General features: G+C 64.4%; 18 protein-coding genes. 7 read left to right on the forward strand and 11 right to left on the reverse strand.

What is annotated here, in order from left to right; translation table 11 throughout:
* Window positions 1-173 precede the first annotated feature (173 nt).
* Genes IPL75_21205 through IPL75_21215 form a run of 3 tightly spaced genes read right to left on the reverse strand, consistent with a single transcriptional unit; the run spans window position 174 to window position 2,167 of the window.
* Window positions 174-632: a MerR family transcriptional regulator gene (locus IPL75_21205; protein MBK9242715.1), complete on the reverse strand. Its 459-nt coding sequence runs from the start codon at window positions 630-632 to the stop codon at window positions 174-176.
* Window positions 633-639: 7 nt separating this feature from the next.
* Complete coding sequence (locus IPL75_21210; protein MBK9242716.1) at window positions 640-930, reverse strand: 4a-hydroxytetrahydrobiopterin dehydratase; 291 nt, start codon at window positions 928-930, stop codon at window positions 640-642.
* A 10-nt stretch (window positions 931-940) separates the two neighbouring features.
* Window positions 941-2,167 (reverse strand): PQQ-dependent sugar dehydrogenase, encoded by a 1,227-nt coding sequence (locus IPL75_21215; GenBank protein ID MBK9242717.1) that lies wholly within the window; start codon window positions 2,165-2,167, stop codon window positions 941-943.
* A gap of 29 nt (window positions 2,168-2,196) precedes the next feature.
* Between IPL75_21215 and IPL75_21220 the strand changes: the two genes are divergently transcribed.
* The gene (locus IPL75_21220) at window positions 2,197-2,601 is read left to right on the forward strand and encodes a DUF3052 family protein (protein MBK9242718.1); all 405 of its coding nucleotides are present in this window, start codon (window positions 2,197-2,199) and stop codon (window positions 2,599-2,601) included.
* 72 nt (window positions 2,602-2,673) lie between these two features.
* Entirely contained in the window at window positions 2,674-3,564 is an 891-nt protein-coding gene (locus tag IPL75_21225) for a nuclear transport factor 2 family protein (protein MBK9242719.1), read from the forward strand.
* 91 nt (window positions 3,565-3,655) lie between these two features.
* On the opposite strand, the gene thiO is transcribed toward IPL75_21225, so the two are convergent.
* Entirely contained in the window at window positions 3,656-4,762 is a 1,107-nt protein-coding gene (gene thiO / locus IPL75_21230; GenBank protein MBK9242720.1) for a glycine oxidase ThiO, read from the reverse strand.
* Window positions 4,763-4,914: 152 nt separating this feature from the next.
* Here thiO and IPL75_21235 point away from each other — a divergent pair, with 152 nt between their 5' ends.
* Genes IPL75_21235 through IPL75_21245 form a run of 3 tightly spaced genes read left to right on the forward strand, consistent with a single transcriptional unit; the run spans window position 4,915 to window position 7,902 of the window.
* Window positions 4,915-5,901, forward strand: a complete 987-nt coding sequence (locus IPL75_21235) for a hypothetical protein (GenBank protein MBK9242721.1) — start codon at window positions 4,915-4,917, stop codon at window positions 5,899-5,901.
* A 7-nt stretch (window positions 5,902-5,908) separates the two neighbouring features.
* Complete coding sequence (locus tag IPL75_21240; GenBank protein ID MBK9242722.1) at window positions 5,909-6,460, forward strand: hypothetical protein; 552 nt, start codon at window positions 5,909-5,911, stop codon at window positions 6,458-6,460.
* On the forward strand, window positions 6,457-7,902 hold the full coding sequence (locus IPL75_21245; GenBank protein MBK9242723.1) for an amino acid decarboxylase: 1,446 nt from the start codon (window positions 6,457-6,459) through the stop codon (window positions 7,900-7,902). The genes IPL75_21240 and IPL75_21245 overlap by 4 nt, the downstream gene beginning before the upstream one ends.
* Before the next feature lie 240 nt (window positions 7,903-8,142).
* Here IPL75_21245 and IPL75_21250 read toward each other — a convergent pair whose 3' ends face one another.
* The 6 genes from IPL75_21250 to IPL75_21275 all read right to left on the reverse strand — a co-directional run bounded on the left by IPL75_21250 (window position 8,143) and on the right by IPL75_21275 (window position 13,142).
* Window positions 8,143-8,880 carry a hypothetical protein gene (locus IPL75_21250; protein ID MBK9242724.1) on the reverse strand — a complete coding sequence of 246 codons (738 nt, stop codon included), beginning with the start codon at window positions 8,878-8,880 and terminating at the stop codon, window positions 8,143-8,145.
* Between the two features lie 79 nt (window positions 8,881-8,959).
* Window positions 8,960-9,394, reverse strand: coding sequence for a hypothetical protein (locus IPL75_21255; GenBank protein MBK9242725.1), 435 nt, complete (start codon window positions 9,392-9,394; stop codon window positions 8,960-8,962).
* Window positions 9,366-9,878, reverse strand: a complete 513-nt coding sequence (locus tag IPL75_21260; GenBank protein MBK9242726.1) for a glutathione peroxidase — start codon at window positions 9,876-9,878, stop codon at window positions 9,366-9,368. The genes IPL75_21255 and IPL75_21260 overlap by 29 nt, the downstream gene beginning before the upstream one ends.
* Window positions 9,878-11,176, reverse strand: coding sequence for a M20/M25/M40 family metallo-hydrolase (locus IPL75_21265; GenBank protein ID MBK9242727.1), 1,299 nt, complete (start codon window positions 11,174-11,176; stop codon window positions 9,878-9,880). Before IPL75_21265 ends, IPL75_21260 begins: the two co-directional genes overlap by 1 nt.
* An 18-nt stretch (window positions 11,177-11,194) precedes the next feature.
* Window positions 11,195-12,658 carry a PH domain-containing protein gene (locus IPL75_21270; GenBank protein ID MBK9242728.1) on the reverse strand — a complete coding sequence of 488 codons (1,464 nt, stop codon included), beginning with the start codon at window positions 12,656-12,658 and terminating at the stop codon, window positions 11,195-11,197.
* Entirely contained in the window at window positions 12,648-13,142 is a 495-nt protein-coding gene (locus tag IPL75_21275; protein ID MBK9242729.1) for a PH domain-containing protein, read from the reverse strand. Before IPL75_21275 ends, IPL75_21270 begins: the two co-directional genes overlap by 11 nt.
* 152 nt (window positions 13,143-13,294) lie before the next feature.
* On the opposite strand from IPL75_21275, the gene nifJ reads away from it, so the two are divergent.
* Together nifJ and IPL75_21285 are read left to right on the forward strand one after the other, a co-directional pair.
* Window positions 13,295-16,858, forward strand: a complete 3,564-nt coding sequence (nifJ, locus tag IPL75_21280; protein MBK9242730.1) for a pyruvate:ferredoxin (flavodoxin) oxidoreductase — start codon at window positions 13,295-13,297, stop codon at window positions 16,856-16,858.
* Entirely contained in the window at window positions 16,858-17,853 is a 996-nt protein-coding gene (locus IPL75_21285; GenBank protein ID MBK9242731.1) for a dihydroorotate dehydrogenase-like protein, read from the forward strand. The genes nifJ and IPL75_21285 overlap by 1 nt, the downstream gene beginning before the upstream one ends.
* Before the next feature lie 86 nt (window positions 17,854-17,939).
* Here IPL75_21285 and IPL75_21290 read toward each other — a convergent pair whose 3' ends face one another.
* Entirely contained in the window at window positions 17,940-21,980 is a 4,041-nt protein-coding gene (locus IPL75_21290) for a hypothetical protein (GenBank protein MBK9242732.1), read from the reverse strand.
* Window positions 21,981-22,006 lie beyond the last annotated feature (26 nt).

A 22,006-nucleotide genomic window follows, 5' to 3' on the forward strand; every position in this document is an offset into this window, starting at 1 on the left:
GGCGGACAGGGAGGCTGATCCGAAAAGTAGGGATATAACGAACAGGCGGGCTGTGCGAGGCATTAGGCATATTAACTGACGGAAGTGGCGGAACTGGGGAACTGACGGAAGTGGGGGATCTCCCAGTTCTGGCAGTTCCGCCAGTTCCGCCAGTTCCGCCAGTTCCTCATTTCCTAAGTGACGACCGGCTTCTTCCTGACGGCTTTGCCCTTAACGGGTTTCAGCCGGAGCACTTCGGCGCCGAGTAGCGCCTGAGTCGGGTCCACGAGCAGGTCGAACACGTGTCCTTGTCTCGTCTCAAGGAACAGGCCCACGCCGTTCGTCAGCAACCTCAAATCCCCCGCATCGTCCAGCGTTTCAGACAGGCGGCGGCGGAAGTAGTCGCGCAGGGCCTCCATCATCTGTTTGAGTGTGGCGTTATCGAAGCCGCGCCGCCGCAGCTCAGCGAGGGCGAAGAGTTCCAGCACGTCCACGGGTGAGTACCGGCGCTCGGTGAAGCCGCCCTGGTCGGTTTTGCGCGGCGCGATGGAAGGTTGGAAGACGCGCGCCTCATCCCACCACTGCAGCTGCTTGCCGGTCAGCCCGGTTTGGGCCGCGACCTCGCGAGCGGAGTAGGAGGACTTCAGCTTCATGCGCGCTCTACGTTCCGGCCGGGAACGCCGCGTCGGTCGCCCTGGCCGCGTCCAGGTCTTTTGCGGTCACGCCGCCCGCACTGTGCGTGGACCACGTGACGGTGACCTTGCGATAGCTGATGAGCAGGTCGGGGTGGTGATCCACGGATTCAGCGTAGGTGGCCACGCGTCCAGCAAAGGCCATCGCCTCTGGGAACGACGGACAGGTGAACGTTCGGCTGATGGCCGGCGCGTCGGCCACCCAGCCGGGCAAGCCCGCCAGCGCCGCGCGAAGTTCAGTGGAGTTCAGGCTGGGCATGCTGGCGCAGCTACTTCTTTGGGACCAGCTTGAGGATACGGCCCTGCGGGTTGTCGGTCAGTACGTAGATGGCGCCCTCGGGCCCCTGGCGCACGTCGCGGATCCGCTCGGGCTTCGGCTGCAGGTCCTTGAGCAGGCGTTCTTCGCTCACGACGCGGTCGCCCTTGATATCGAGCCGCACGAGGTTGGTCGTGGCGAGGCCGCCAATGAACAGGCTGCCCTTCCATGCCGGGAACAGGTCGGCGGTGTAGAACATCATGCCACTCGGGGCGATGACGGGATCCCAGTAGTACGCCGGCTGCTCCATGCCGTCCTGCGCCGTGATGCCGCCAGTGATCGGCTTGCCCTGGTACTCGATGCCGTAGGCCGTCACCGGCCAGCCATAGTTCTTGCCCTTGCGCACGATGTTGAGTTCATCACCGCCGCGCGTCCCGTGTTCCACTTCCCACAGCTCGCCCGTCGCAGGGTTAATCGCGGCGGCCTGTACGTTGCGGTGACCGAGCGACCAGATCTCCGGACGCGCACCGGCCGTGCCCACAAACGGGTTGTCCTTGGGAATCGAACCATCAGGGTTGATGCGCACGATCTTGCCCTGCAGCTTGTCCATCTGCTGCACCAGCAGACGACCCGCTTCAATCTGGCGATCGCCCTGCGTGACGAATAACGTGCCGTCGCGGCCGAACGCGAGCCGGCTGCCGAAGTGGCCGTTCGATCGCATCGAGGGCGCCTGTTTGTAGATGACCTGGGCGTTTTCCATGCGCGGTTCTGCGCCGTCCACGAACTTACCGCGCGCAACAGCGGTATGGTTGGTACCGTCTTCCAGCGCTTCGGAGAAGCTCCAGTAGACCAACTGGTTCGTGGCGAACGCGGGATCAAGCGCCACGTCGAGCAACCCACCCTGTCCGCGGGTGGCAATGGTCGGAAGACCGGCAACGGGCGCCGACAGCGTGCCATCAGCCGCCACCACTCGCAGGCGGCCGGGCTTCTCGGTCACGAGCATCTTGCCGCCAGGCAGGAACGCGAGTCCCCACGGAGCCTCAAGGCCCTGGGCCACAGTGACGACCTCAAACGCGACGTTCGTCAGGCGCTCAGGCGCATCGGTCTGGCCGGCGAACGCGGGTTTCTGGTCTGGCGCATTGGCCGGCCGCAGGTCCACACCCTGCTGCTGGGCGTACATCACGCCAACTGCCGCGCACAGGCCAAAGGCAAGGGTTCCGAACAGTCGTGTCTGGCTCATAGGGAAATACTAGCCTACACTGCCGCGTCATGGCCGGTTACAGTGGGAAAACGCTCGTGCAGAAGATTGGCCTCAAGCCAGGGCACCAGCTTGCATTGGCCGGTGAGCCTGACGGCTTCCTCAAGGAACTGGCTCCCCTGCCCGACGATGTGGTCGTTGTCACCGGAGGCAACAAGCCGCTCGACTGCGTCATCTTGTTTGCGCACGAGGCCCGCACGCTTGAATCGAGGATCGTCCGCTGGAAGGCTCGATTGGCCCCGGCCGGAATGATGTGGATCGCGTGGCCGAAGAAGGCGTCGAAAGTTGTCACCGACGTCACCGAGGCATTGGTGCGCAGCACCGGGCTCGGCGCGGGCCTGGTTGACGTGAAGATCTGCGCCGTTAATGACGTCTGGTCGGGCCTCAAATTCGTGCGTCGGCTCAAGGACCGATGACAGTCACGTACGCCCCGTGGTCATTCGTCCCATGACGGTTGCCGACCCGCCACTTCAAGGTAGAGTGCCCGGATGACGATCCGACTGCTGACCCTGTTACTGCTTGGCGTGGTTCTGCCATCCCAGTCTCCGCAGTCCGTGGCCGACGAACTGCTGGCCGCCGACCGCGCGGCCTCGGTCGCCGGCGCGAAGACCACGGTGATACCCGCGCTGACCGCCATGTTTGCGCCAGACGTGGCGATGCAGGCGCCCGTAGTGGGATTTGCCAGAGGGCTCGCAGCGGCGACGGAAGCGTTGCGCGGCAACCCAGACAACATCGATGGCCGCATCGAGTGGTTACCGGTTCGCAGCGGCATTGCGGCCGATGGCCTCCACGGCTTCACCTTCGGATTCATGACACTGCGACGGCCAGACGGCACGACCGTGCCGGTCAAGTATCTGGCCTATTGGGTGAAGCGCGACGGGCGATGGGAAGTGGCGGCTTACAAACGCCGGCTGGGTCCCGCCGGCGACGTCAACACAACCGTGCTCGCACCATCACTGCCGGCGCAATTGCAACCCGTCGCCTCGGACGCGGCCACACTCGCCGGCCATCGCCAGAGCCTGATCGCGGCGGAGCAGGCATTCTCCGACGAGGCGCAGATGATCGGCATCGGCGCCGCGTTCGCGAAATACGGCTCGGCCGACGCCATGAACATGGGCGGGCCGAACGACGCGATCTTTGTGATGGGCGCGGACGCGATTGGCAAGGCGGTTGGTGGCACTGAACCGTCGAGCACCAGTCCCGTTAACTGGTCTGCCGACTCAGCCATCGTCGCCTCAAGCGGCGACCTCGGTGTCACGTTCGGCTACATCCGGCAAAACGCTCCAGCGGGCACGTCCCCTGCTCAGCCGCCGGTCCCGTTCTTCACGATCTGGCGACGCGCGAATCCGACGGCGCCGTGGCGGTACGTCGCGGAGTAGGGAGCGGTACTCTCGGGCTTGAGAACCAGCCCGAGCTACGTACCGGCTCGAGCTCCCGTACGTAGCTCGGCCTGGTTCTCAAGGCCGAGGCCTATGCTCTCTCCGGCCGTGTGAGTTCCAGCATCGGGTCGTGATCGTTGTCGAGAATCTGTCGTGTCACCACATCGGCGGTGTACGGCGCCAGCAGGATGCCGTTGCGATAGTGCCCCGTCGCCATCGTGATGCGGGGATGGCTGGCGAGCGGACCGAGCAACGGCAAATGGTCCACGGTCGCGGGGCGCAGGCCGACGCGGACTTCGGTGAGCGACGCCTGCCACGTTTCCGGCAACAGTTCGCCGACCGCACTGAGCAAGTCACTCACGCCGGCCACGGTTGACCTTTCATCGAAGCCGACATCCTCCACCGTCGCTCCGACGAGGAGCGACCCATCGGGCCACGGCACGGTGTAACAGCGCGTGCCCCACACGGAGCGCTGCGGCAAGGCAGCGCCGGGCCACTTCAGGTGCAGCAGCTGTCCGCGGATGGGCCGCACGGGGAAGACGGGCACGTCGGCCACTCGCACACGGCGCGACCAGCTGCCTGCGGCAATCACGACGTGGTCGAACTCATCCACACGGTCGCCGACGCGCACCTGCACGACGTCGCGCTTGTGTTCGATGTGAATGATCTCGGCGGGCGTTTCACACGTCGCGCCACGGCGGCGGGCCGAGGCCATCAGGGCCGTGACGAGCGGCGTGACCTGCACGTATCCGTGGCCGGCGATCGCCAGCCCCGCCATCGCCGACGTGCTGACGGCTGGCTCAAACTCCCGCACGTCGGCGCCCTCGAGCCACTGGTGAGTGATCCCTTCGGCCGATAGCCATGCGCGTGCGCGCTGCAGATGAGCGACCTCGTCGGCGCTCAATGCCACCTCGAGCGTTCCGGACCGCGCGTAGGAGAAGGGCACCTCGACACGCTCGCGGAGCCGCTCCACCCAGCCGTCCCACATTGCGAGACTGCGCGCGCCGAGCGCAAGAAGGGGGCTGCCTGGCGTGGCCTCTATGTACGGACACAACACGCCGGCCGAGGCCTGGGACGCACCTGCGCCAGGGCGTCGCATGTCGAACATCGCGACCCGTGCTCCCCGCGCTGCCACTGCGTCGGCGACCGCTGCGCCGATGATTCCAGCGCCGATTACTGCGATTCGTAAATGAGCCAATTGGCCCATTATTCCCCACGCCCGTGTAGCGCCGTGTGGACATCCCCTGTCCCCGGCTGTTGCCAAATGGCCGGACGTCCGGCGACTATGATGGGAAAGGCCCCTGCCGCGTGGCATTTGAAAGCGGTACGGGGCTTGCTGGAACTGGGAGCATGGTGTCGGCCAAACTACTTGGACTCGTGAGCGTGGGCTGCCTGGCAGCGGTGGCTGGGGGCTATTTGACACTGCGCCCGGCTGCATCGGACCTGGCTCAGGTCGACGTGGCCAAAACCGACGTTGCCAGGGCCGATTTGGGGAAAGCCGAGCCGGAAGTGCCGGCCCCGGCGTCAGCGGTTTTCGCGCTTGATCCAGCGCCCGCACCTCTTCCTGCGAAGCCGACGGTGAACGCCGCCAGGCCCTCGGTTCAGCCGTCTGCAAAAACGCCAGAGCCGGCAGGCGCTGTGCCGCCGCAGGCGACTCCGGTGGAGACACCTGTTCCCCAGGCGCCGCCCGTGTCCGTAGAGCCGCCAACCACGCCGCCGACGCAGGCTCCCATACCTGTGGAACCGCCACGGTATGTGCCGGACGCGCCGGTGCAGCCCGCCGCACCGGTTGCAGAACCGCAAAGGATTGAGCTCGAAGAACTGACCGTCGAAAAACACTCGGTCATCGGCATCCGCCTGGACGAGGCCGTCTCCACTCGCACCGCTCGCCTCGAAGACCGCGTGTCCGCCATCGTCAGCCGCGATGTCACGGTGGATGGCCGCACCGCGATTGCCGCCGGCACGCGACTGGAAGGTACGGTGTCGCTGGTGGAACGTGGAGGCAAGTTCAGGAACCGGCCACGGATTGGGCTGCGATTCGACCGGATGATTCTGGCCGATGGCATGCGCGTGCCGATCAAGACCGACACGATCTACCGCGAGGGCGACTCACCGACCGCCGACGCCACCGCCAAGGTCGGTGCCGGCGCGGTGGCAGGCGCCATCCTGGGCGGACTGCTCGGCGGCAAGAAAGGCGCGGCCATCGGAACTGCGGCTGGTGCCGCCGGAGGCGCGGCCACGGTCATGAACTCCGAAGCCGGCGAAGCGTCAATCGCCGCAGGCGCGCCGCTGACAGTGCGCCTCGCCGAAGACGTGACCGTTGCGATTCGGCGATAATGAGGGCATGACTCGAGCCCTTCTTGCCGCCGCTCTCGTCGCCCTCGGTGTCGCAGCGCAGGCGCAGGCGCCGACCACTCCGCCCGCTCCCACTGCCCAGAAGGAAACCATCGAGGGCGTTCGGAATTACACGAAGGTTGACGCCACCGTCGGGTGCGCCGGCGCAACGGACAGCAAGGCTCTGGCGAACATCGCGAAGCTTGGGTACAAGGCCGTGCTGAATCTGCGCGAGGCGACTGAGGCCGGCGCGTTGATCGATGAATCAAAGACGGCTGCGGAAGCCGCAGGACTGAAGTACATCCATCTGCCGTTCAAAGGATCCGCACCGGATCCGAAAGTGGCGGATGAGTTCCTGAAAATCGTCGGCAACACCGACAACCAGCCGATCTTCATTCACTGCGGCAGCGCGAATCGCGTCGGCAGTCTGTGGCTGATCAAACGCATGCTGGTGGACAAGTGGCCGGAAGAACAGGCCGTGGCCGAAGCGAAGGCCATTGGCCTCTCGAGTGACGCGCTGCAGAAATTCGCGCTTGAGTACGTCGCGACGCACAAGGGATGACGCCCGGACCGCCGCCGTTCGGCGACATGCCGCCGGACGACTTCCGGCGTCACGCCCACACGCTCGTGGAATGGGCGGCCGGTTACTTCGAACAAATCGAAACACACGCGGTCCTGGCGCAGGTCTCGCCAGGCGATGTGCGGAAGGCCCTGCCCGACCACGCGCCGGAGCAACCTGAGCCGTTCGAGCAGGTCATCGCGGACCTCGACCGCATCATCCTGCCGGCAGCCACGCACTGGAACCACCCGGGGTTCTTCGCTTACTTCGCCATCACCGGCAGTGCGCCGGGCGTGCTGATGGACCTGGTATCGTCGGCCCTCAACCAGCAGGCGATGCTGTGGCGCACGTCACCGGCCGCCACTGAACTCGAAGAGGTCACGCTGCGGTGGCTGGCGCGGCTGATGCACCTGCCCGATCAAGTGGAAGGCGTGATCTACGACACGGCCTCCATCTCCACCCTGCACGCGCTGGCCGCGGCGCGTGAAGTGGCCGTGCCCGATGTGCGAACGAAGGGACTGGCAGGCCGCAACCTGCCGCGTATGCGCATCTACGCGTCCGAACACGCGCATTCGTCTGTGGACAAAGCCGTCATCGCTCTCGGCCTGGGTCACGAATCGCTCCGGCGCATTCCGGCTGACGACAAGTTCAGCATGCGCATCGACGCGCTCGAAGCGGCGATTGCTGAAGACCGCGCCGGCGGGATCACGCCGATTGCGATCGTCGCCACCATCGGCACCACATCAAGCACCTCGGTGGATGACGTGGCGGCCGCAGCCGCCATTGCGAAGCGCGAAGGCGCGTGGCTGCACGTGGACGCGGCGTATGCGGGTGTGATGGCCATGGTTCCGGAATTTGCGTGGATGCGCGCGGGCCTGGACCAGGCCGACTCCATCGTCGTGAACCCCCACAAGTGGTTGTTCACGCCGTTTGACCTCAGCGTGCTGTTCACGCCGCGGATGGATGTGATCCGCCAGGCGTTTTCGTTGACGCCCGAATACCTCAAGACGCCGGAAACCGGCGCGGTGAAGAACCTGATGGACACCGGCATCCAGCTGGGACGCAGGTTCCGGGCGCTGAAGTTGTGGGCCATCCTGCGGTACTTCGGCGCCGAGGGGGTGCGCGCGCGCCTGCGCGAGCACTGCCGGCTCGCGCAGGTGTTCGCCGCGTGGGTCGATGCCGATCCGGACTTCGAACGCGTGGCGCCGGTGCCCTTCTCGGTCGTGTGTTTCCGGTGTGCGCCGCAGGGCTACGCCGGGAATCTTGACGGGCTCAACCATGCGCTGATCGAGCGCGTCAACAAGACTGGCGAAGTCTTCCTTTCGCACACGTCATTGAACGGACAGATCGTGATTCGCCTGGCCGTCGGAAACCTGCGCACCGAGGAACGTCACCTCCGCCGCGCGTGGGACCTGCTCCGCGAAGCGCTTGACGCACTGCGCTAACGCCTCAGGATTTGCACCATGAAGGGCATGAAGCTCCATGAAGGCGCCGGGTTGGGCGCCGCCGTTGGCGGCAGGCACGATCAGAGGGAAGTCACAGGCGAACACACCGCGCGCCACACTCGATGTGTTCGTCTGTGACTTCCCTCTGATCGCGCAGCCCGGCAAAGCCGGGCTCCCAACTCGGCGCTTCTGACAGCCCCATCACAACCTCCATGGATCTTCATGGTGAACGCTCTGGCTCTACCGCACTTTGAACAGCGCGTCTGCCAGGGGGACGTTGAACTCGACGGTGGCGATCCGGAGTTCGCCGACGACCGCTCCGTTCTGCGTGATGCGAATCATGTGCGCCACCTGAACGCCCTCAACGGTGCGATAGTCTGACAACTCCACGTCGGTCGCGGGACCACTACCGGCTTCGGTTGTGACCTTGAGTTCCAGGCCGGTCTCTGCATCGAGATAGAAGTGCTGGGCCGGCATGCCCTTTCGCGTCACCTTCAGGTGATGCGCCTTCTTTGCGCCAACGCTTTCAGTGCCGACCAATTCAACGGTATGGCCCTTGGCGCGATAGTCGATCAGCGACCCGTCAAAGTCAGACTGCTCCTTCATGGTGTCAGCTTCCGGCCCGCTCATTTCGTTGAGTGCATCGGACCCTGACATCGGATTGCTCGACCACGCCTTCACACCGTCGAAGACGCTGACGATGGCGATTGGCGCCTGGCCCGGGATTTCAACCACGATCTCCTGACGGCCCAGGTTCGGCCGTTTGCCGTAGATCGTCATGCCCACCTCAGCGCCCTGGCCTATGGCGGTGCCGGTCATCTTCTGCGTCTGAATCGACTTCCACTTCGAGGCGCCGCCCCGTGTGGCGTAGTTCTTCGCCACGATTTCGTCCAACGTCTGCGCAAACGCGTGCGCCACGCCGGTACCGAATGTGACGAGAGCAAAGACCGAAAGTGCGAGTGCCGTACGTCTGACCATGTGAAATAACCTCCATCCGCCCATACGGCCGGTTTGGAGGTGGGGTCCGGCCTGTCGGTGAACGGCGGACCAGCGCCGGTCAGCTTCGCCAGGTCTCCGACCACGTCAGGCCGTGGTCGTCGCTGACAAGGGCCACGGCGCCGTGCTGGGGCATGGGCGCGCTTGAGGGAGACAACAGGTGCAGGAGCGCCGGCAGGGAGGGCCAATGGCCCACCAGTGCGAGGTCCCTGGACTCCTGCTGAATCGCCGTGTGGATGATGCCGGGGGAATCATCAGGACTGAGCCCGCGCACCATCTTGAACTGTGCGAACGGCGCACAGTTGCGAAGAAACGCTTCACCCGTCTGGCGAGCGCGCAGCTTGCCGCTGTGCCAGATCACGGCCGGCGCTGCGCCGTGTTCCTTGGCGGTCAGCGCCAGTTGAAGGGCGTGTTCGTAACCAGGCGTGGAAAGGGGCCGCTGCGGATCAACATGCGGCCCGACGGCGTCAGCGTGGTGTATGAGCAGCAGTCTCATCGGTCACGAGCAGCTTCACCACGTCTTTGCGGATCTGCGCGGGCGTATCCACCGATCCGTACCGCTTCACCACATTGCCGCCGGCGTCCACCAGGAACTTGGTGAAGTTCCACTTGATGGCGCCGATGCCGAGGATGCCGGCCTTCTGCGAAGCCAGCCACTTGAACAACGGATGCCCGTTGGCACCCTTGATGCCGATCTTCGCGAACAACGGGAATGTCACATCAAACGTCGCCGTGCAGAAATCCCGGATTTGCTCGTTGCTGCTGGGTTCCTGCCCGCCGAATTCATCACAGGGAAACCCGAGCACCACCAGGCCCTGGTCCTTGAACTCGCGATACAGGGATTCCAGGCCGTCGTACTGCGGTGTATAGCCGCACTCACTCGCCACGTTCACCACAATCAGAGTCTTGCCCCGGTACTCGGACATCGAGGTGGTCGTGCCGTCGATTCGCGTCACCGCAATGTCGTACAGACCGGGCACTACTTCGCCCCGTCGCGCTGCAACCGTGCCAGCAGCACTGCCATACGTTTGGTCATCGACGGGAGGGTGCGCAGGTCGGCCGTTTCGTTCACGGTGTGCCCGCCAGTCCCCATCAACCCGACGCCGTCGAGAATCATGCGGGCCTGTCCGGCGATAAAGGAGACGTCGGCCGCGCCGGCCTTGTCGGGATCAACCGCCACCACCTGGCCCGCGCCCACGTCAAGGCTCGCGCGGTTGTACAGCGTCAGCAGACGTTCATTGCCCGGTGTCGGGGCCAGCGGCGGGTAGCCATCATCAAATGTCAGCGTGGCGCTCGTTTGCGGCAACGATTGCGCCACGATGTCCTGCATCGCCTTCTTCGCCGCGGCGAATTGCTCCAGCGACAACGCCCGCAAATCGCCCGCCACCACGGTGTGCTCGGCAATCACGTTGCCCTTGCCGAAGCCCGTGCCTTTCGACGTCGGCCCGTCGAACTCCACCGCTGTGCCGCCGAGCACCACGCCAGGGTTAAACGTCAGGTGGGGCTGCCCGGCCAGCTTCTCGCGAAACGCGTTCAGAATACGCGCGGCCTCGAACACGGCGCCGTAACCATTCTCCGCATTAAAGATCTGCGACGAATGCGCGGGCTTCCCTTTCACCCGCAACTCCCAATTCGTCGTGCCCCGCCGAGCGATGACCGCCGTGGCCGGATTTCCGTCGCCATCCTCAAACCCGATCGCCACGTCTGCCCCCTGCGCCGCCTTGACCAGCGCCGCGCGCGACGTGGCGAGCGGCCGTCCCGCAGATTCCTCATCGCCGGTCATCACGACCACGATGTTCATGGACTTCAGCAGGCCCACCGACTGCAGCGCTTTCAGCGCCTGGAGCATGACGACGTTGCCGCCCTTCATGTCGGTGATGCCAGGCCCTTTGGCGGCAATGGCGCTGACGCGTTCAAACTTCTGAAAGGGACTGTCGGCCTCGAACACCGTGTCGAGATGGCCGATCAGCAGCATGCGTGGCCCCGGGCCAGGATGGTCCGCCACCAGATGACCCGCGCGGCCGAACGGCGTGCCGTCCACCCACTCCGTCTTGAAGCCGAGGGCGTCGAACTCTGAACGGAACGCGGCACCAACCGCGCGCACGCCTGCAAAGTTCATCGTGCCGCTATTGATGTTCACCACGCGCTCGAGCAACGCGAGCGCCCGATCGTTGTCGGCATCGACGAACGTGGCCAGGGCGCGCTCTTCAGATGTGAGTGTGCCCGATTGCGGCAGCGCGAAAGTCATGGCGAGCACCAGAAGCAGTCGAAGGGTCATGTCGCATCGTAGCAGTCTTCACCACCGGAACGTCGTACCAGCAGCCTCGCGCGCCAGTGCCACGCGCGCGCCTTCGGCAATGGGGCGGGAGAGGTACGGAATGTCGATGCGGTGCGCGCCGGCACCTGCGGTATCGACGCGAAGGCAGGCCATCGCCCAGCGCCGGTCGAATGGCGACTCTTCGAGATCCACCACCTGGATCTTGTCGAGCGGCACCACCGTCACGGCCCGGCGAATCCAGCCGCTCCTGAAGGCCATCACGCGGTCGGTGCGCGCCCAGCCCAGGCTCCTGACGTAGAGCCGAGCCGAAATCACCCACCACACGGCCAGCAGGACGCCGACGCCTGCCGCCCAGAGACCACCCAGCCATGGCGAGGTCGCGCCACCCACCACAGCGGCCCAAATCAGCGCGACGTTGCGGCGCCGGCGGAATCCGCGAGGGTCCACCGGCTGCCAGTCGAGCGCCGACAGGTCGGCCTCGGGCAGCACTTCGGCCACAAATGCCGGCACGTCGGTCATTTTGATGATCGGCGCGACCCATTCGCGCTCGGTGGCGGATCGGCCAGAGGGACTTCCGCCGGCCGTCTCCACCCTGACCGATGCGCGTCCCGCCCAGAGGTGGCCGGGCCCTCGGAAGATCTTGATCGCCTGCACACGACGCAGGGGGATTGTGGCTGTCACGCGCGTCAGCGCGCCGTACTCAATGAGAAGGTCGCCACCGCGCCGGGCCAGCGAAAACCCGTGCAGGCGCACCATGGCCCACACCATCGAGAGGACGGGTGCGATCACAAACAAGCCGACCAGTACGGAGGCATACATCGGCCACGCCGTGGAATCCCAGCCCTCGAAGCGGTCCCAGATCCCCGACTCGAAGAGGAGGCCCCACGCGGCGCCAATCACCACCCACCCTCGGTTATCCAGCAGGCCGGCAAGCGCCAGTTCGCGCGGCGGCAATTGCAGCAGCGTCCGTGCCTCGCGCACGGGCGCCATCGGCGCGGCCTCGACCCCTTCGCCCGGTTGGATGGCCGCTATTCCAGACTCGGATGGCCGGCCCTCAAACACCCGTTGCCGCATTTCATCAAGCGCGGCAAACGGCAGCACACTCAGCGTCGCCTCGGCTTCACCACCGGTGCCGGTCTGCACCTTGACGTCCACGACGCCGAACCACCGGTGCAGCACGTTCTGCACCGCGTCCACACTCTGGATGCGCGCGTATGGAATGTGACGCTCGTTCCTGAAAATGATGCCTGTGCGTACTACCAATTCCGTGGCGTCATAGCGATACGTGGAAGACAGGTATCTCGCCACAGCCGCAATGGCGCCGGGCACCAGAAACACGAGCAGGAATCGCTCCACGCTGTTGCCACGGCTGGCGGTCATCGTGGCAAACACTGCTGGCAGCAGGAAATTGCGCAGCTCCCCCCCGAGTGCGAACAGCACCGTCAGCGGGTGAAACCGCTGATTGGCACTGTCAGACGGCATCGCGTCCATCGCGCGGCAGCAATTGATCGCGCAGCGCCAGCGCATCCTCCCGGCTCAATCCCGGCAGCGCGACCTGGGCATGTTCGGTGCCCGCGGTGTGGACGATGAGCGTGCTGAGGCCGTGACTGCGTTCAATGGGCCCCTGCGACACGTCGGTGTGCTGCACGCGCGTCTGCGGAACGTTGACAACCCGGCGCCAGATCACGCCGCGCCGAATCTCCAGGCCTTCAGCATCCAGCCGGTATGACGCATGGGCGTACGCGCGGCGGGGCCAGGCCCAAAGCCACCAGGTCAGCAACCCGGAACCGACAAGCCACGCGCCTGCAGCAAGCCCGGCTATCAGCCACGACGCGCCAATCGCCAATCCCAGCGACCCGAGCGCCAGCAGTGCAATCGCCGAGAGGATTCCGGCGGTGATCAACCCGGTAATCTGCTGTACGTGCACAAATCGGGGATCGAGGCGATGGAAGCCATCAGGGAGCATTCCATCGATTATTCCACTTTCTACCTGGGATACACTGGGAGGGATCGCTGACGTGGCTTCTGGCTGCGTCGTGACTCAAGAGCGGCCACGCGGGTGTCACTTCAAATTCACCCGCGATCAGGCACCCCGTAGGCCCTCCGGATGGAGTGGGAATGGCTCGCCGGTGGATCACAGTCGACGGCAACGAAGCAGCCGCCTCAGTCGCGCATCGTTCAAATGAAGTAATCGCGATCTATCCGATTACGCCTTCGTCCACCATGGGCGAACTGGCGGACGAATGGTCCTCCAAGGGCCGCACCAACATCTGGGGTCAGGTGCCCAGCGTGATGGAGATGCAGTCGGAAGGTGGCGCAGCCGGCGCGGTCCATGGCGCCCTGCAAGCCGGCGCACTCGCAACCACGTTCACCGCCAGCCAGGGCCTGCTGCTGATGATCCCCAATCTGTACAAGATTGTCGGGGAACTCACCCCATTCGCGATGCACGTGACGGCACGCACGATTGCCACTCACGCACTCTCAATCTTCGGAGACCACTCGGATGTGATGGCCTGCCGCCAAACGGGCATGGCCATGCTCGCCTCGAACACGGTGCAGGAAGCCCATGACTTCGCATGTATCGCGCAGGCGGCCACGCTGTCCTCGCGCATCCCGTTCATGCACTTTTTCGACGGCTTCCGCACGTCGCATGAAGTGGCGCGCATCGAGGAACTCACAGACGACGACCTGCGCGTGATGTTGCCCGACGCGCTCATCGAGGCCCACCGCCGCCGCGCGTTGTCACCCGACCATCCGGTGCTGCGTGGCACGGCGCAGAACCCCGACGTATTCTTCCAGGCGCGCGAAGCCGCCAACAGTTTTCACACCGACTGCCCGGCGTTAGTGCAGAACGCAATGGATCAGTTCGCTGCACTGACCGGCCGGCAATACCGGCTCTTCGATTACGTGGGCCACCCCGCTGCCGAGCGCGTGATCGTGATCATGGGATCGGGCGCCGAAACCGTAGAAACCGTCACGTCCGCGCTGATTGAATCCGGCGAGCGGGTGGGCGTCCTCAAGGTCCGCCTGTACCGGCCGTTCTCAGTGGACGCGTTCATGGCGGCGTTGCCGTCCACGGTCACGTCAATCGCCGTCATGGATCGCACGAAGGAACCGGGCGCCATCGGCGACCCCCTCTTCCTCGACGTCGTCGCCGCGCTGAATGAACACGGCCAGCTCCATCCGAAAGTGATCGGCGGCAGGTACGGATTGGCCTCGAAGGAATTCACGCCGGCGATGGCCAAGGCCATCTTCGACGAGCTCAACACCCCTCGCCCGAAGTCACACTTTACGATTGGGATTAACGACGATGTGACGCATTTGTCGCTGAAGGTGGACCCCGAGTTCTCGGTGGATGCGCCTGGCGTGGTGCAGGCGGTGTTCTTCGGACTCGGCGCCGACGGCACGGTCGGAGCCAACAAGAACTCGATCAAGATCATCGGCGAAGACACGCCGAACTTCGCGCAGGGCTTTTTTGTCTACGATTCGAAGAAGTCCGGCGCCGTCACCATTTCGCACCTCCGCTTCGGGCCGAACCCCATTCGTGCGCCGTATCTCATTCGGCAAGCCAGTTTCGTGGCGTGCCACCAGTTCGACTTCCTCGACAAATACGATGTCGTCGGATACGCCGAACGAGGGGCTGTGCTCCTGCTCAACGCGCCGTACGACAAGGACGAGGTCTGGGACCATCTGTCCGCAGAGGTGCAGCAAGCCGTGATCAGCAAGGGCCTGCGCCTGTATGCCATCGACGGCTACACCGTGGCACGTGAGGCCGGCATGGGCAACCGCATCAACACGATCATGCAGGTGTGTTTCTTTGCCATCTCCGGCGTGTTGCCCCGCGAAGAGGCGATCGAACACATCAAGAGCGCCATCCGGAAGACCTATGGCAAGCGGGGCGAGTCGGTCGTACTGGCCAACTTCGCCGCGGTGGACGCCGCACTGGCGCATCTGCATCAGGTGCCGGTGCCCGTCGCGGTGACGTCCACGCGGCATCCTGCGCCGATGGTGTCGCCTGCGGCGCCTGATTTTGTGCAGCGCGTGACGGCCATGATGCTGTCCAACCAGGGCGATCTGCTGCCGGTCAGTGCGTTCCCGGTGGACGGCACCTGGCCAGTCGGGACAGCGAAGTGGGAAAAACGTTCCATCGCCACTGAGATTCCGGTGTGGGATCAGGCACTGTGCATCCAGTGCAACAAGTGCACCCTCGTGTGTCCGCATGCCGCGATTCGCGCGAAGGTGGCGTCACCCGGCGCGCTGGCCGGCCGGCCTGAGACCTTCAAGTCCGTCCCGTACAAGGGCGCCGAATACGCCGGGTTGGACTACATCATTCAGGTGGCGCCGGAAGACTGCACGGGATGTTCGTTGTGCGTCATGGTGTGCCCGGCAAAAGACAAGGCCAACCCCAAGCACAAGGCTCTGGACCTGCATCCCCAGCGGCCGTTGCGGGAGCCCGAGCGCGTGAACTACGAGTTTTTCCTGGGCTTGCCCGAAGTGGACCGTCACACCGTCAAGAGCGACATCAAGAGCACGCAGTTCCTGGAACCGTTGTTTGAGTACTCCGGGGCCTGCGCGGGCTGCGGCGAAACGCCGTACCTGAAGCTGTTGACGCAGCTGTTTGGCGATCACTTGCTCATGGCGAATGCCACAGGGTGTTCGTCCATCTATGGCGGCAACCTGCCGACCACGCCCTACACCACAAATCTCGCCGGTCGTGGTCCGAGCTGGTCGAATTCCCTGTTTGAAGACAATGCCGAATTCGGTCTGGGGATGCGGCTCGCTGTGGAGTCCCAGGCGGCTGAAGCCGTGCGGTTGCTGGCGGACCTGCGGGACGAGGGACTCATCGCGGCCGACCTGGCCAACACCATCCTCGACGCCAATCAGGCGACCGACGCCGGCCTTGACGAGCAACGTGCGCGCGTGGCCACGCTCAAGGGACGACTAAGAGAATTGCAAACTGGCGGAACTGGCGGAACTGGCGGAGCTGCGAGGCGGTTGCTGGTCCTTGCCGATGCGTTGACGAAGAAGAGTGTCTGGATCGTGGGCGGTGACGGCTGGGCCTATGACATCGGCTATGGCGGCCTCGACCACGTGTTGTCTACCGGCAAAAACGTCAACATCCTCGTGCTCGACACCGAGGTCTACTCCAACACCGGTGGCCAGCAATCGAAGGCGACGCCGATGGGCGCATCGGCCAAGTTCGCCGCCTCAGGCAAAGCGACGAACAAGAAGGACCTGGCGCTGATGGCGATGGCCTATGGGTCTGTGTACGTGGCAAAGGTCGCGTTCGGCGCGAAAGACGCGCAGACGGTGAAGGCGTTCCAGGAAGCCGAGAGTTACCCCGGACCGTCGCTCATCATCGCCTACAGCACGTGTATTGCGCATGGCTACGACCTGGCGCACGGCCTCGACCAGCAGAAGCTGGCCGTGGAGACGGGCTACTGGCCGCTGTTCCGCTTCGATCCACGCCGGCAGATCGACGGGCATCCGGCCATGCAGTTGGAATCGGGAGCCCCACGCGGAGACATCGGCAAGTACATGCGTAACGAATCCCGGTTCCGGGTGGTGGAACAGCTGTACCCCGAGCGATTCAAGGAACTGCTGGCGGGCGCCCAGGCCCATGCCCATGAGCGGTACGCGCTGTACGAGCAGCTGGCCGGAAAGAAGGAGACACAGTCATGATGGACCTGTCCACGACCTACCTGGGGTTCCGCCTGCCGCATCCTCTGATTCCAGGCGCGTCGCCCCTGGCCTCAGACTTCGACACGATCCGGCGCCTCGAAGACGCCGGCGCGGCGGCCATCGTCCTGCCATCACTCTTCGAGGAGCAGATATCGGCAGACGCCTTGGGCACCGAGCACCACATGCTGGCGCACGAGGGCTCACACGCCGAAGCGGAGTCCTATTTCCCCCTGGCGGAAGAATTCGCGATGGGGCCCGACCGGTATCTGGAGCATGTGCGCCGGGTCAGCAACGCCGTGCAGGTGCCGGTGATCGGCTCGCTCAACGGCACGTCGCCTGAAGGGTGGCTCGACTATGCCCGGCTCATTCAGGATGCCGGCGCCGACGCGCTGGAGCTGAACTTCTACCATGTGGCCACAGACCCGAAGCAGGATGGCGCGGCGCTGGAACAGCGGCTGCTCGACGTGGTGCGAGCCGTGAAGACCCACGTGAGGATCCCGGTCGCGATCAAGCTCTCGCCGTTTTATTCTTCGTTCGCGAATGTGGCCCACCAGCTCGATGAAGCCGGCGCGAACGGACTGGTGCTCTTCAACCGGTTCTACCAGCCCGACATCGACCCTGATGCGCTTGACGCGGTGCCACGCCTTCAGCTGTCGGACTCCGGTGACCTGTTACTGCGGCTACGCTGGCTCGCCATTCTCTCGGGCCGCGTGCGCGCCTCTCTTGCGGCCACAGGCGGGGTCCACACGTGCATCGACGCGGTGAAGGCAGTGATGGCCGGAGCGCATGCAGTGCAGATGGTGGCCGCGTTGCTGCTGCACGGGCCGAGTCACCTCGCGAAAATCAGACGGGAACTCTCGCACTGGCTCGAAGTGCGCGAGTACGAATCCCTGGAACAGGCGCAAGGCAGCATGAGCCTGCTGCGTTGCCCCAATCCCGAGGCATTCGAACGCGGCAACTACATGAAGATCCTGCAGACCTGGCGAGCGCGCTAAAAACATCTAGCCGGACCTGAAGGTCCGGCCTCCGTCCGGATGGAGGCCGGGTCTTCAGACCCGGCTACACGTCCTGGCGACGCGGCTTACCAGCGGGGACCGAAGCGCACCTTCACCTGCAGCGTCTCGCGGCGGCCACTCTTGAGGGTCCGCACAAACACCAGGTTGTATTCACCCAGGTAGCCGGGCGTGGACTGCCACATGAACCGGCCGGCGGCGCGGTCAAGGAACGATCCCACTGGCAGCGGCGTCAGGACGCCGTGCTGCACTTCATAGCCGTCCCACACTTCGCCCGACATGGTGCGCGGCAGCGCCAGTTCCACGCGCTCAAACTCGCGCGCCGTGATCCGTGCCACACCCTGCTGCACCGGCGCCGGCCGCAGCTCGGCCTTCGTGTTCATGCCGAGGCGTACGGGCACCGTCGGGGCGATCCGTTCAAGATGGCGCAGGCTGGCGAGTGTGTGTCCCAGATCCGGCCCGACGGGGTTCACACGAATGACGGCCTCGGGATCGGTATCAGCACTGAACGAATGCGCAGCGCCGTTCGTGATTGTGAAGTTTCGGCTGCCGATGCCCTCCACGCGGCCCGCGCTATCGCTCACTCCCCAGGCGATGGAGTGCAGACCGTTGCTGTACCCGCTGGTATTAAGGACAAACGCCCCGATAGCAGCGCGGCCGGAATCGAGGTTGCGGAACCGTGTCGGGTTCGACGTGCGCGTGGTTCCGGGCGGCTGTGGCGTGAGGTTGCCGAATAGGTTGGCCACGTCATCGTTGCAGTAGACGCCACCGGGCACGGGATTACCGACGCTGCCTCGGCACTGGTTGTAACCGACGTTGCCAACCGGCACGCCGTCAATGTAGACGGTCATCGTCGATCCGTTCACGGGAACGATGATGTCGCCTGCGCCGGCGGTGGTGTTTGTGTCGGGCGTGAGCGCCCATCCAAAGTTCGCGTAGAAACCCGACGTCGCGCCGCCTTGCGCGGGCGTGTCAATCGATCCGAACGGTTTCGCGATCGAATCATTCGCCATGGAGAATCCCGTCGGCGTGTTGTTGGTCAAGGCGCGCCCGAGCAACGTCTGGCTCCCCATGAGGTCGGTGGCGATCACGTAAAGCGTCAACGGCCCTTGCCCGCCGAACGCAGCCTGATTCGGGATGTGCGGCAACATGTTGGTGAGCAGCAAATAGCCCCACCCCGCCTGATTCGCCTGCGGGTAGTTCGGGTACGCGGCTTCGACGTCCGGCCGTGCTCCAGGGACAAATGCGGCGTCGCCGACAAACACCACATTGACGCCCAGACGCACGGTGCAGTTTTGCTGAATGTCGAAGGGCAGACAATTCCGATAGACCTTGACGCTGGACAGACCCTGGTCATCCAGAGCCCACCCTGTGACACCAATCGCGCCTTGTACCCCTGCGGCCCCCTGACTGGGCGTATCCACCTGGCCGAAGGGCGGTGCACTGCTCGTGCCGGCTGGAATGATCTGAATGTTGACCTGGATGAACTGCGCAGAAGTCGAGGTTGCCCCAGCGGAGGCCGGACTCACGCGCAGCACCACGCCCAGGGGGTTTCCACCGGTGGACGGCGGCAGCATTGACGAGTCTTTCAGCTGGATGGTGAACGAGCCCGATCCCGTCCCATTTGCCGGTACCAGTTGGATGTAATCCAGCGTGTTCGTGCACATCGTCGGGTTGGCAGGGTCGTAAGTCCGGCAGACGTCCACGACCCAGTCCACCGGCGAGGAGCCGCCAGCCTGCGTCACGTTGACAGTTTGCGGCGGGGTCTTGGACGACAGAAATGGCGGAGTAGAAGATCCGGTGTGCCACCCGGTCATATTGATGTTGGTTTGGTTCAGGTACAGGCGCGGCGCCGGTGTGTCTGTCGCTGACGGGTCGTAGACCACCGGCCACTGCGAGAAGTTGAAGACGGTTGGCGTCGAGTCGCCAGGGGTGATCAGTCCCGCGCAGATGAAGTACAGCGCGCCGGACGTCAGGCCGGGCGTGGGAGTAAACCAGGTGAACGAGCCGCTGGACAATGCTGGGTGTGTCCCGCCGCTGGTCAACGCCACGATGCCCAGACCCGGCGTGGAGCAATTGGAGCTCACCGGTGTCATCGGCGATGCGTTGCCGGCTCCCGGTGACGTTTCGGGCTTCGTCGGCACGGCAAACAGCGCCACCTTCCAGCTGGCAGCGGACTCGCCGCTGGGGTTGGCCGCCGGCATGAGGGACGTCCACGAAATGCCAAAGGTGCCGGTGGTCTTTTCGTGCGCGGCCAGCCGCACTGACGACACCCAGAACTCTGTGGGCGCGGAGAACTCGTGGAAGTCCACGCGGAAGTTGTCGATGCCCACTCGATCGAACGGCGCAATACGACCAATGGAGCAGCCCACGGGTCCGGAGGCGCACTTCACGAAAGTGTTCTGCCATCCCGTACGCGACGGGCTGCTTGCAGGTCCAGGATCGCTTTCGAGCGGGGCCTTGAAACGATCGGCCAGATCCACCTGAATGCGATCCAGGGTGTACCGGGTCGAGAAGGAATCCTGATTCTTTGTGGCGTCCACCTTCATGTGGCGCAGGACAATATCCTCCATGACGTTCTCCGCGTCTGCCACAATGCTCGGCGTCCCAGTGGTGTTCCAGGTTTCACCCGCGATATGCCACACGATCCGCGCAATCGACCCATTCAGCATGTCGCGCTCGTGATTGACGCCCATGTCGAATGTGACCAGGCGATAACGCGACGTATCGATGCGCGTGTGCAGTCCGCGCTTGTCTGATCGCATGAGGTAACTCTGGGGGTCAGCCGTGCCGACGCCTCTGAAGACCGGCTTGGTGCCGATATTGGTCGCATTCGGCAACTCCAGAGGAAGCGTGGTGTAACTGCCACTCGTGATCGACTGGTTGACGTCAATGTCGGAAGGCGACGTAAAGTCCCAGGGGTTGTTGAGTTCGACCGTCGCAAAATCGTCGCTCGATCCCAGCGGGTTCGGCGACGTAAACGTGAACTCCGGATAGTCACGGATCACGTACCGGCCGGTCGAGCACGATCGAAGCTGGCGCGACGCCGGTGAATCACTGTTGTTCGCCGTGAACTTGTCGCGCAGCCCGATGTAGTACGTGCCGTTCGGCCAGGCTTCGGGGAGGAACTGGAACCCGGACGCCTGGGCATACGCGAGCACGGCGTAGTTGCCGTTGGCCCCGCAATCGGCTTGGGTTGAAATGACGATGTCGTAGGTGCTGCCGCCCGTCCAGGTCAGCGTCTTCGCGGCCTCGGCTCCGGGCGCCACCAACCGCACCCAGTCCACGTCTATCTGGCCGATGACCGAGCCACCGAGCACCGCGGGGTCAAACCGGATCGAGTCGGCCGTCAACGAAGGCGTGGCGCCCCAGTTGATACTGCTTGCGTCGGTCGGGTCGTCAACGTTCTTCCAACGCGCGAAGCCCGTGCCAAGCGCCGCCAGGGCCACGGTGCTCTTGAGTGGGATGGCATGAATCACATAACGCGACCCTTCCATCGAACCGCATGGGGCATTGGCGCCGTTGCAGCCGGTGAAGAGCGGGGAATACGGCACACCAATCTGCGCGTTCGTGCTGTTGACCATCGTGATCAAGCCGCCGTTCAGACGTCCCTCTGGGTTGGAGTAGGAACTGGAGATGGTGTCCCGGCTCCAAAACACCTGCATGACGGGCAGAGTGCCAATCTGGCCGAAGGCTGGCACCTTGATTTCGTTGGCCACCCGCATCTTGACGTAGAGGTAGGTGTAGTTGCTGGTGTTGACGGGATAGTTCGAACCCACCTTGCCAAGGGGCGCGGAGCCCGGCAGTAACGGGTCGAGAAGGAAAAACGACGGGTCGGACGTGCTGGGAGTGCCCTGGAAAACGTCATTGCCCCACGAGTCGGTCGTGATCTTCTTGCCGGTCATGTGGGACGTGGGCTGGTCGATCCCCCATGTCAGGAATCCCATGTCGGTCCGCTGCTTCATGTCCCAGGCATCGCGAAGTTCGTGGGTCGCGTATTCCTTCCAGGGACGAACAATTGTCACTGAACCTGGCGCTGGGGAGGAGATCGTCTGCGCAGCCACCGTCGCCGGACAGAGCAGCAAGAACAGGGCGGGAAGCGTTCGCATGGCCTCATTAGGGCACAAGCGGCACG

The organism is Acidobacteriota bacterium, from assembly GCA_016716905.1.
Classification (GTDB): Bacteria; Acidobacteriota; Vicinamibacteria; order Vicinamibacterales; family SCN-69-37; genus SYFT01.

What these genes read in the sequence shown, in the direction of transcription:
- IPL75_21205 (MBK9242715.1), bottom strand. Translation starts at nt 632, where the DNA reads ATGAAGCTGAAGTCCTCCTACTCCGCTCGCGAGGTCGCGGCCCAAACC.
- IPL75_21210 (MBK9242716.1), bottom strand. Translation starts at nt 930, where the DNA reads ATGCCCAGCCTGAACTCCACTGAACTTCGCGCGGCGCTGGCGGGCTTG.
- IPL75_21215 (MBK9242717.1), bottom strand. Translation starts at nt 2,167, where the DNA reads ATGAGCCAGACACGACTGTTCGGAACCCTTGCCTTTGGCCTGTGCGCG.
- IPL75_21220 (MBK9242718.1), top strand. Translation starts at nt 2,197, where the DNA reads ATGGCCGGTTACAGTGGGAAAACGCTCGTGCAGAAGATTGGCCTCAAG.
- IPL75_21225 (MBK9242719.1), top strand. Translation starts at nt 2,674, where the DNA reads ATGACGATCCGACTGCTGACCCTGTTACTGCTTGGCGTGGTTCTGCCA.
- IPL75_21235 (MBK9242721.1), top strand. Translation starts at nt 4,915, where the DNA reads ATGGTGTCGGCCAAACTACTTGGACTCGTGAGCGTGGGCTGCCTGGCA.
- IPL75_21240 (MBK9242722.1), top strand. Translation starts at nt 5,909, where the DNA reads ATGACTCGAGCCCTTCTTGCCGCCGCTCTCGTCGCCCTCGGTGTCGCA.
- IPL75_21245 (MBK9242723.1), top strand. Translation starts at nt 6,457, where the DNA reads ATGACGCCCGGACCGCCGCCGTTCGGCGACATGCCGCCGGACGACTTC.
- IPL75_21250 (MBK9242724.1), bottom strand. Translation starts at nt 8,880, where the DNA reads ATGGTCAGACGTACGGCACTCGCACTTTCGGTCTTTGCTCTCGTCACA.
- IPL75_21255 (MBK9242725.1), bottom strand. Translation starts at nt 9,394, where the DNA reads ATGAGACTGCTGCTCATACACCACGCTGACGCCGTCGGGCCGCATGTT.
- IPL75_21265 (MBK9242727.1), bottom strand. Translation starts at nt 11,176, where the DNA reads ATGACCCTTCGACTGCTTCTGGTGCTCGCCATGACTTTCGCGCTGCCG.
- IPL75_21270 (MBK9242728.1), bottom strand. Translation starts at nt 12,658, where the DNA reads ATGCCGTCTGACAGTGCCAATCAGCGGTTTCACCCGCTGACGGTGCTG.
- IPL75_21275 (MBK9242729.1), bottom strand. Translation starts at nt 13,142, where the DNA reads ATGCTCCCTGATGGCTTCCATCGCCTCGATCCCCGATTTGTGCACGTA.
- nifJ (MBK9242730.1), top strand. Translation starts at nt 13,295, where the DNA reads ATGGCTCGCCGGTGGATCACAGTCGACGGCAACGAAGCAGCCGCCTCA.
- IPL75_21285 (MBK9242731.1), top strand. Translation starts at nt 16,858, where the DNA reads ATGGACCTGTCCACGACCTACCTGGGGTTCCGCCTGCCGCATCCTCTG.
- IPL75_21290 (MBK9242732.1), bottom strand. Translation starts at nt 21,980, where the DNA reads ATGCGAACGCTTCCCGCCCTGTTCTTGCTGCTCTGTCCGGCGACGGTG.